The following is a 9,305-nucleotide window of genomic DNA, read 5'->3' on the forward strand; positions in this document are numbered from 1 at the left end:
CAACTTACCCGACTCCAAATCCCAAAAAACCCGACCCGTCCAAGGTGCGATCGTGCAGCAATCCGACGGCTGGTTTGCGGTGATGGACGTATTTTTACCCGACGAATCTTCGCGAACTAACCCCAGCTACGATCCCCAAAAAATCGATCGTTCCGTTGTGCTTTCTGGTGTTGGCAAAGTCGATCCCGATGCCGTCCCCAAACTGCTGGCTTCAGCGCTCAATTCTCCCGAGACTGCCGGATCGAACGTTCGCCTTCAAGCTGATGGCAACACCGTCATCGATGTGGCGGCATCTTCGATCGTGCCATCCTCATCCTCTGGGGGCATTGCCAAAACCTCCCAGCTACCCAAGCCAGGGAAATCTCGCTATGCTACGGTCTTGTGGACGGGAGTCAGCGTCGGTCTTGCCGCGAACCTGATGACGATCGCCGCTGGGGCATACATGCTCTACGATTTGCCCCAGGAAGAAGCGGAAATCTTGGCAAAAGCCACCCAAGAATACGAGGCGGGAAACTTCCAACAAGCCATCATCCTGGCAAACTCGATCGAAGCGCGGGAAACCATCGCCCAGTGGCAGAAAGATTGGCAAGCCGCTAGCTTCAAATTTGTTGAAGTCGAACGGTCATTTTCGCGGGGCGAATGGCAAGCGGTATTGCGACACGCCGACGAAATGCCCAATCTCGACGTGTGGCAGCAAAAACTCGAACCCATGGTGAAAGATTCCCTCGCCCAATTGGAAATCCAAGGGGAACAGTGGGTGCAGCAAGCTTATGACTTAGCCGCGCAAGACGATTATGCTGGGGCGCTGCAAGCACTGCAACAAATCCCCCGAGGCACCAAACTCTACACCCAAATTAAACCTAAACTCGCCGAATACCAGCAACAGCAACAACTCAAACGAGAGGCGGTTTCTCGGGAATGGGTACAATATGCCTACGATTTAGCAGCTTTAGGAGACTTTACCGGGGCGCTAGATGCCTTGCAACAAGTTCCTGAAGGAACCGCACTTCACGCGAAAATACAGCCTAAACTCGCCGAATACCAGGAGAAACAGCAAATCAAACGGGAGGTGGAAGCGCACCAGTGGGTGGAGGAAGCTTACCGACTCGCAGCTGTGGGAGAATTTGACGGGGCGCTGAGTGCTCTGCAAGAGGTTCCCCCCGACACGACCCTGTACGCGAAAATACAGCCCAAATTTTCCGAATACCAGAAGAAACAGCGCCTTCAGCAGGAAACGATCGCCTATCAATCGGTACGAGAAGCTTACGCACTGGCGGGAAAAAATGATTTTACCGGGGCGCTGACGGCGCTAGAACGGGTGCCCTCGGGTACGGCAGCCTTCGATCGTATCGGGCCCAAGTTAGAAGAGTATCGGCAAAAGCAGGAGATTCGCGCCAAATGGATGTTAAAGCAAGCGAGCGATCGGGCGCGGGCGGGTAAGATTAACGAGGCGATCGCATTTTTGGAAGAAGTCCCCTACGAGACATCGGTGTATTCCCTCGCCCAGACGAAAATTTGGGAATATTCGCAGAAATAGTAAATTGGAGATTGGGAAATGAAGCTCGCCCAGACCTGCGGTCTGGGCGAGCTTTCTCAAAGCGAAAAGAGATCGCATCTTACCTATACGATCTCCTTTATTGGGTGCGAAAACGCATCAGTTTCTGAACATGGGTGACAAGTTAAGGTGGTATTCACTTTGTCAACTTTGCAATAATCGACTGAAAACCCGGCACGCGCGGGGGTCTCCCCCCAACCCTCCGCCTTCGGCTTCGCCCTCCCGCCGGGGGCGTTACGCCGCCCCCGGTCACTGAGCCTGTCGAAGTGCCCCCGCGTACAAGAGTCATATCGTTGAAACCCTTTATCTATTTGGGGTTGAAGGATTCAAACCAGTCAACTTGACATTGGAGCAAATTGCTTAACTTGTCACCCATGGTTTCTGAATGAGTCGCTTTTGCGTATTTACCCTGAAACCAATATCCGAGCGATCTGATTATATGCGTAAATTTACAGAGGCAATCGTTAAAATTTAGTTAATTTTACGGTGTCCCCCAAAAATCTATCGAACGATCGAGATCTAGGATTTCTCTCTCATTTCGAAAACTTGCGCTCGCAGACGGTCAAGGGAAAGGAAAAGAATCTAAAATCTAAAATCGCGCAACCTAAAACCTAAAACCTAAAACGGGTATCGCCTCAATGTCTTATCTGCCGCCTCCCATTCGAGATAGTCAACTCCTCGAGTTGGCACTCACCCATCGATCGTATGTCAACGAGCATCCTACCGAAACTCATAACGAACGGCTGGAGTTTCTCGGCGATGCCGTATTGGGATTTCTGGTGGGGGAACTCCTCTATGCTCGCTACCCGCAAATGAGCGAAGCACAACTCACGCGGACGAGATCGGCACTGGTTGATGAAACACAATTAGGTCAACTGGGTCGGGAGATGGGAATTGGAGCGATCGTTCGTTTGGGGCGGGGGGCCGAACTTGATGGCGGACGCGAAAGTCCCGCGATCCTTAGCGATACCTTCGAGGCACTCATTGCCGCCTATTTTTTGGAAGCGGGTATTGAGGCGGTGCGCGATTACGTTGGCGATGTATTTACAGCATTGGTCGAGCAGAGGATGCACTCTCAATCTTCAGGATCGCTTCAAAGTTTCATCGACTCCAAAAACCTGTTTCAGCAATGGGTACACGCTCACTTTCCCGACAGCTATAAGCCAAACCCCGAGTATATTATTGTCAAACAAACCGGACCCGACCATGCCAAAGAGTTTGTCGCCCAAGTTCGGGTAAACGATCGGGTTTACGGACGCGGCAAAGGTCGCCGCAAGCAAGAAGCAGAGAAAAAGGCGGCCGAAGATGCCCTCAAACAGTTAGGGTTGCTCTAGATTCGGGTGACTCGTACGGGTTTTCCTCCGACGCAAAATGGTAAGATACGAGGCACGATCGAGGGTGCGCGATTGTCGATCGCTCCGGACTCCAAGCCTCAGATCGCGTGCAGAGATATGGCAATCCAAGTCTTATCCAATCTCTACTCAATCTTTAAGGAACGATGCTCGAAATTTTAGTCTGGAGTCTCTTGGTCGGTAGTTTGGGTATTGAAGGTGCGATCGCCGGAGGGTGGCTGTATTGGCAGCAAAAGGCGACAAAGCAGAGCCATGAGGAGGAGGAAGAATTTTTGACCCACTACAATACGGAAAAAGAAATCTGGCAAGAGGATTTGCCCCAGTCTCAGTTACCCCACTCAGATATTGCCCAGTCCAACGGCGATCTGCAATCGTCACCCCACCCACAACCCGAGGGTTTGGTCGATCCTCGTCTCGTCGGCTGGGAATATAAGATCGTTCGGACCAGTCGGGAGTTGTTTCGCGATCCGACGATCTTGCAAAAACTGCGGGATGAGGAAGCAGAAGCCGGCTGGATTTTACTCGAAAAGCTAGACGATTGCCGCGTTCGATTCAAGCGTCCGATCGCCATGGCTCAAATTCTCGAATCGGAATATCTAAAAATCGATCCCTATCGTTCTTATTACGGTTCTAAGTCCAATCCGCTGAGTTGGTTGGGCGCGATCGTGGCTATTGCAGCCCTCGCTCTCCCGGCTTATTTGGGTTACACGTTGGTTTCGACAACCCTCGATCGATCGCGACCGGAGTCTGCACCGGCAATGCAATCTGAAAGTTCTCCAGCACTTCCCACGTCGAGTCCTTAATCTGAGGGATGTAGAAGAGAGCACAGAGAGGGGGAAATTGCGATGGTTCCCCTCTCCCGATTCCCCGAAACCGATCGCCGTGGGCGACGTCGATTGCTTGCAAATAAAAAGTCCCACCAGTTTTGGTAAGCGGTGGGAGCATGACTCGGTATTGGTTTCAGGGTGTATATGTATATATAACCTCAATCGATCCCAGACTGTCATCAGCCATTTGGCGGATATTTTCACATATCATGTCAGTAACGATATGTCATCAGCCATATCGCGTAAGTTTGCAATTGACTCGAACTCATGGATGATATGACCCGACACCGGATCTCGATCGCGAAAAACTGGGGCTCGCTTTTGGTTATATCGAGCATCGCAGCTCTGCAACTGTGGCAACTATTTCCCGATCGTGCATTATCAGCCCCCGCAACAACGATCGCCCAAAATATTGTCCAAAATCAGATGCCATTTGAAACCCTCGAACGCGGCAGTTATTCCGGCATTTCCGAACCCTTCGCACGGGTAATCTCAGCTCGAGACAGTTGGAATGCTTTTTGGAGAGAGTTGCACGGCAATCAAATCCCGATTCCGCCGATTCCCGAAATTGACTTTACCCAAAAGACGATCGTGGCGGTGGGGATGGGGGAACGCAACAGTGGCGGATACGGTATCGAAATCGAATCAGCACAAATTGAAGCGGGAACTCTGGCCATTTACTACCGAGAAACAACCCATACTTGCGGCATGGTGACGATGGCATTCACCCAACCCTATCATCTGGCGATCGTCGATCTTGTCGATCTCCCCATTCAATTTTTCCGGGAGAGGGAAGAAATTGGGTGCGATGAATAAGTCATGCCGTCCGGGATATTTCTGCAATGGGTGTGAAGCGACATTTGAGAAATATTTGGTTTTTGTACTAAAAAAAGACATAGCTTCGCCATTAAATCAAGCTTATCAGCCTCCCAAACCCCTGTCAATTCGTTCAAAAATATCCCGATTTTTTCTCATGGTTTGGGTCAATTTCGGCGAAATTACACAAATTTTGTGCAGTATAAGGAGATGCGATCGAAGTTTTCAAATGTGGCGATACTCCGTCATTGCCACGAGAATGCCTAACCATTTATCAGTGGGAGTCAAATGGCGATCGAAGTTTGCAACCAGAGCTTTTCTCTAGATTGTCAGTGCCAAAAAATGCCAAACTTGTTTTGTACTGGGGACGCAGCCGTACATTGATGAATTTTAAATTCATGACTCAATATACCATTTAGATATATCTGAGGGAGTGCCCTTGAAAAATGTGTGTGATAGTAGGGGCTACTATCACATTCTCCTTCAAACGACTGTAATCTACATCGAGAGCACCGCTAATCTTTGTCACTTCAAACGCAAATCTCGATCGCACTACAACAGTATAAAAATACAAAAGATAGAAAGGTAAGCCATTCCAACGCAACAGAAATGAAGTCCTCCTACCGTCGTGCCTCTTACGCATCTAACCCTCATAAAATCGATACATTAGAGTTTAAAACCATGACAACTTATCGGGGAACGAACTATATCGTTCGCCGCCCTGTCTCTTTGAAGTTGCCGAACCGAAGCGATTCTGTATGAGAGAGATCGTACGAATAAATGTAGTTGTATATCTATTCCATCAATTTTAAATCTCACGGACAGTTCCGTTTGGGACTGTCCTTTTTTGTCAGTATTGGGTTGCGATCTTAGCGATCGCACAGCGGCATTATTATGCCGTTTTGAAAAAGCGAATAATTTCCCGGACGTTATCGAGAAATTGACCGTCGGTGGTGAGTTGGGCGATCGCATTTCGGGCTTCTCGCGCGAGGCGATCGTGTTCGGCTTGGTTGGTGGCGCGCAAGTCTTCGTGAGCGGTTGCCAATCGAGATAGATCGCCCCGTACCGACTCGATCGATCGAATTTGACTCGCGGCAAAAGACTCATCTCGATGGATATCGAGTTGCAATTCGAGGCGAGCGCATACGTCTTCCAAAGATGTCAAACGATGGCGCACTTCGACAATATCTTCGCGGGGATAGCGAAACTGACGACCGATATTGCTCAACCGATCGGTTAAATATTGATAGAAGGCCACCGCTGGACGTAACGCCGTAAATAGCAGCGTCGCCCCGGAACTAATGTAGCCAATCGCGCTGATTCCGGCGGCGGCGAGGGCGTACAACCCCGCCGCCGAAAAGACGTGCAGGGCGATCGCCGCCCAAAACGATCGCCGCGCCACCAAGCTGGTGTACTGCACTTGGCGATCGTCTACAGCAATCCCTCTCTCCTGAGATTCTGCCGCACCCGCAAGCACCGCTTTCGCCCTGAAATGAATATTCCAGGGAACGGTGACGATCGCCATCAACCACCAAAAACTGGCCGCCCCGATAACCCAATCGAGAAAACTGCCCGTAGGAACCTGCAACCATTGCAGAACTCCAAAGGATAGCAACATCAAGATAACCAATCCCACGGTAAAGCCGATAAAATTACTAAAGTTTCGGGAGTTCATCGTCATCACCTCTGAGAACGTTTCTGTCTCGATCGTGACCGAACTCAACGGGAATAAGAACCTGGGAGGGACAGTTTTTGCTTAGCCTTGCAATTGCAACAGGGCTTGCCAATCACGCAGTGCTTCTTGCGCCCACAGCCAATTTTTGGCTAGGGTATCGGTACTTGAAAATGTTGCCGGCGCGGCAGTCAGTACCCGTTGCCGCAGTTCGACGGCTTGGCTGAGTTGTTGTGGTTGTTTTTGGATGTTTCCCCCAGCGCGGGCGGATTTCATCAGCGCCAATGCCAAACCCGCATCCACTTGTAATGCCATCTCCGAATTGGGGGCAAAGGCGATGGGTTGTCCGGTTTTCTCATCTACTGCCACCCCCCGATCGATCGTCGTCCGTGCCGAATCCCAACTCTCATAGGCACGATCGAACTGATTTTGAGCGTAGTACGCCCATCCTAAAGCCTGCCGATAGCGGACGGAATTGGGTTGTGCTTTGAGGCTGCTTTCCCAATACCGACGGACATCGTCTAAAGCGAACTTAGTATTCGTATCGCTAGTTTGAATGAATTGCCATGCCATGCGCCCCTGAAGAAATAGAATGGTATGGTCGCTTAAGGATTCCGGCAGCACAGTTTCGAGAGTATCCAGGGCAGCTTTGGCTTGGGGAAGAGCATTGCGATCGAGTAGCGCTTCTACCGCCAGCGCGCCATTCTTTAAGTTTCCTGCTGTAAATTGCTCGATCGCCGTGTTTGTGACGACACCGGTTTCCCCGCTGGCTAAGGCATCGGCATTGAAGGGTTGGGAATTTGGGGTAGGAGATACTTCTGATGGCGGCGGTAAGGTTGCAACCGGCTGCGGAAGTTGTCGGTAGATGACCGTTCCCAGACCCAAGATCGCGATCGCCCCAGCCAGGGGAAGCAGCCAGTTTTTCCTCGATGGTGGCTGTATCGGAGTGGGATCGATGGGTACTTTAGCAATTTCGGAAACCATCTCGGACTCCTCGCGAGTAGAAACGACTGCCGAACCAATGCTGGGTGCGGATAGGGGTGAGGGAGGGGGAACGTTTTCCAACTCGATCGCTTCATCAGGTTTGGGAGTCTCTTCCGTTTCCACATCTCCAACTTCTGAGGGCGGTTCTGGCGATGGCGGGTGAGTTAATTCGCCGAGCAACTCCGCAACAATTGCCTTGGCATCGTCGTCTTCTTCGCCAGCCATCACATCGGGATATTCCAGTTCTTGAAGTGCCCCTTCGAGATCCACTTCATCAATGGATGTCCCCGAGTCCACTGGGGCGACGATCGGAGTTAGGGGAGAAAACGCTTCCGGTTCGTCGCGATCGATCGATCCGGACTTGCGAATCAAATAGCCATCGAACGCCGGATGCATGTACAAAACTGGCAGCGCCCAGTACAGTTGATGGGAACCATAGGAAGAAATAAGTCCCTGCCTGGCCCGACTCAAACTCAAATCGACGGGATGTCCTTGGTTGAGGTTGCGGTAAAAGAGCCGCGTTAAGTGAAGTGCCACCTCGTCGGGAATCGATTCGGCCATTGCCAAAACCGCCGGAATCCCTCGCTTGACTAGAGCTTGAGCCAGGTTTGCTTCTCCCGATGGCGGAGTTTCCCCCGCGCGCAGGTAAGCACCGCGACAGGAATTAAAAACAGCCATCTGAATACCGTTATTGACTAGCAACCCAGCCAAATCATCTCCGCTGAGAGGTTCGGCTCTTCCGGTTTTGCTATTAACCAGATAAACTGCGCCTCCAGAATTGCCTAAATTGCTATGACCGGCATAGTGTAAAACTTGATACTGTCCCTGTTCTAATGCGTGGGTTAAGGTCGCTCGATCGGGCTGTTCGAGAATAGTCAGATGAATATCGGCGATACTTCCCGTATCCGATCGACTGTGGAGTTCCCTTTGCAGTTCCGTGGCTTCTTGCCGAAGTTCGAGACTTTCGCGATCGGTTGGCGCGGCGACCACCATTAAAATTCGCAAGATGCGATCGGTCAAAGTCGGCGGGGGGGGGAGCGGGGGAACCGGTAAACCGTTCGTTGTGGGCCAGTAGCGAGAGAAGAGAACCTCCGTTCCCGTTGCCAGGGTGCGATAGCCATCGTTGAGCACTTCCCACGGCAGGCGCGGCAAGCGATGTCCCTTAAGTCCCAACCGCAATCGTAATTTCTGTCGTTGATTTTGGGCGATCGCCTGAGCCATCATCCAGCTATCGCGCAAACTGCCCTGAAATAGGGCATTGTGCAGTTCTCGCCCCAAGGTGACTAAGTTGAGGGTGGGTTGCTCGGAGTCTTCGGTGGATTCCCCAGGATTTTCCAAACGCGATGGATTTCCCTGAAGCAGTTGCGAGAGGGGATCGTTCATCAGTTGACGCGCGATCGTCAACCATTCATCCAGCGGCCAGCTTATTTGCTCTTCCGCAACGGGAACACCGGGCAATGGATGCTCGGTGCGGACTAAATATTCATCGACCCCAACGGGGGTGACGGAGATATGGAATTCCTGAGTCACAACTGTGTCTTTTGCACTCCTGCGGGTTCTCGCTTGCCATCAGCTCCCATCGCGCTCGGGGACAAATTTGGCTTACTTCTCTAGCGTAATGCAGAGTATCGGGCAACGAAACTATTGTTATCTTGAAACCGAACTGGATCGGGCGTTGCGGGAACCAGTTGCGAGCAACCCCGATCGTCTTTTTTCAAATGTGGCAACAGAAGCTAGATTTGCGACCTAGGTACCGCAGACTCTGTTGAAGTTTTGTACTTTACCGAGCTTGGGGTTATCGTTCGGATCGCTCGAGGGTCTGCACAAAGCAGCACCAGGACGAACTAAGTATTATTTTAGCCACATTTCTTCGACTCATATTGTCTCACTTTTTTCGTTTGAGAATGCTTGGGTCGTCTGAACTCTTCGTAAGTCATTCACCACATAAAGGATACAAAGTTAGAAGAATAGGAAACAGAGGTCATACTACACCCCTCGAGAGAATGACTCACATTGCGGTACGCAAAACTTGAAAAATGTCCGGAGGGGGTGGGTAAGGCGCAGGAGAACGTAATGGTAGATGCACCCTGATTCAATAC

General features: G+C 51.0%; 6 protein-coding genes and 1 pseudogene. 5 read left to right on the plus strand and 2 right to left on the minus strand.

What is annotated here, in order from left to right:
- The 5 genes and pseudogenes from IQ235_RS10770 to IQ235_RS18920 form a co-directional block, all read left to right on the plus strand.
- Positions 1-1,537 (plus strand): annotated as a pseudogene (locus IQ235_RS10770) (hypothetical protein); the annotation flags it as partial.
- Between the two features lie 656 nt (positions 1,538-2,193).
- Positions 2,194-2,889, plus strand: a complete 696-nt coding sequence (gene rnc / locus IQ235_RS10775; protein WP_264321470.1) for a ribonuclease III — start codon at positions 2,194-2,196, stop codon at positions 2,887-2,889.
- Positions 2,890-3,053: 164 nt separating this feature from the next.
- Complete coding sequence (locus IQ235_RS10780) at positions 3,054-3,710, plus strand: hypothetical protein (protein WP_264321471.1); 657 nt, start codon at positions 3,054-3,056, stop codon at positions 3,708-3,710.
- A gap of 345 nt (positions 3,711-4,055) precedes the next feature.
- A complete protein-coding gene (locus tag IQ235_RS10785) occupies positions 4,056-4,550 on the plus strand; it encodes a protease complex subunit PrcB family protein (RefSeq protein ID WP_264321472.1) in 495 nt (164 codons plus the stop codon).
- Between the two features lie 609 nt (positions 4,551-5,159).
- Positions 5,160-5,312, plus strand: a complete 153-nt coding sequence (locus IQ235_RS18920; RefSeq protein ID WP_405196662.1) for a DUF4278 domain-containing protein — start codon at positions 5,160-5,162, stop codon at positions 5,310-5,312.
- Positions 5,313-5,442: 130 nt separating this feature from the next.
- On the opposite strand, the gene IQ235_RS10790 is transcribed toward IQ235_RS18920, so the two are convergent.
- Complete coding sequence (locus IQ235_RS10790) at positions 5,443-6,225, minus strand: hypothetical protein (RefSeq protein WP_264321473.1); 783 nt, start codon at positions 6,223-6,225, stop codon at positions 5,443-5,445.
- 81 nt (positions 6,226-6,306) lie between these two features.
- Positions 6,307-8,736: a CHAT domain-containing protein gene (locus tag IQ235_RS10795; protein ID WP_264321474.1), complete on the minus strand. Its 2,430-nt coding sequence runs from the start codon at positions 8,734-8,736 to the stop codon at positions 6,307-6,309.
- Between the last annotated feature and the right edge of the window lie 569 nt (positions 8,737-9,305).

This window comes from Zarconia navalis LEGE 11467 (assembly GCF_015207075.1).
GTDB lineage: Bacteria > Cyanobacteriota > Cyanobacteriia > Cyanobacteriales > Geitlerinemataceae > Zarconia > Zarconia navalis.